2 protein-coding genes are annotated in these 984 nt (G+C 73.3%); one reads left to right on the top strand and one right to left on the bottom strand.

Annotated elements, in window-relative coordinates:
- Window positions 1–402, top strand: a 402-nt coding sequence (locus H0H10_RS00200; RefSeq protein ID WP_188178719.1) for an oligopeptide/dipeptide ABC transporter ATP-binding protein, incomplete at its 5' end; no start/stop codon positions are given.
- Between the two features lie 150 nt (window positions 403–552).
- Here the strand turns inward: H0H10_RS00200 and H0H10_RS00195 are convergent.
- A partial coding sequence (locus tag H0H10_RS00195) for an oligopeptide/dipeptide ABC transporter ATP-binding protein (RefSeq protein WP_188178718.1) occupies window positions 553–984 on the bottom strand: 432 nt, incomplete at its 5' end.

Genomic DNA, 984 nt, shown 5'->3' with positions numbered 1-984 from the left:
GCCCACGACCTGGCCGTCGTCCGGCACTTCTCGCAGCGCGTCGCCGTCATGTACCTCGGCAAGATCATGGAGATCGCCGACCGCGACGACCTGTACGGCAACCCGCGCCACCCCTACACGCGTGCCCTGCTGTCCGCCGTCCCCGAGGCCACGGTGGACGACACGCCGCGCGAGCGCATCCGGCTCGCCGGTGACGTGCCCTCGCCGATCAACCCGCCCTCGGGCTGCCGCTTCCGCACGCGCTGCTGGAAGGCGACGGAGAAGTGCGCCACCGAGGCGCCGCCGCTGGTGCAGGTGGAGGGCAACAAGCCCGGCCACCTGACGGCCTGCCACTACCCGGAGACCACGGACGGCGGCGTTCCGGCGCCCCGCTCCGAGAAGAGCCCCCGGGCGGCTGCCTGACGTCACACCCCTTTTACGTCGGCACCGTCCGCGGATCGGACTTTCAACGGCCCATTGACCCGAGCCCATGAACGTCCGCTTCCAGGGGACAGAGGGCCCGCGCCTCCCCCAGGCGCGGGCCCTCGTCTTGTACGTCCACGGCCGGGGGCGTCAGTCCTCGGCCGTCTCCTCCAGCGCCGCCAGCGCCGGGTCCAGCACGATGTCCTGCTCGCGCGCCTCGGTCGTCGGCTCCTCCGGGAAGTGGCAGGCCGTCAGGTGACCTTCGGCGTTCCCGCCGAGCCGGACCAGTGGCGGCACCTCGCTCGCGCACTTGGCCTGCGCCTTCCAGCACCGGGTGCGGAAGCGGCAGCCCGAGGGCGGGTTGATGGGCGAGGGCACGTCGCCGGCCAGCCGGATCCGCTCCCGGCCGCGGCCCGCCCCGTCGCCGAGGCCGACCTCGGGCACGGCGGACAGCAGGGCGTGGGTGTAGGGGTGGCGGGGGCGGGTGTAGATGGAGTCGCGGTCACCGACCTCGATCACCTTGCCGAGGTACATGACGGCGACGCGCTGCGAGAAGTGCCGGACGACGGCCAGGTCGTGGGC

This window comes from Streptomyces griseicoloratus, assembly GCF_014534645.1.
GTDB lineage: Bacteria > Actinomycetota > Actinomycetes > Streptomycetales > Streptomycetaceae > Streptomyces > Streptomyces griseicoloratus.
The sequence above is the reverse complement of the archived record's forward strand: the minus strand, read 5'-3'. Positions and strand labels throughout refer to the sequence as shown.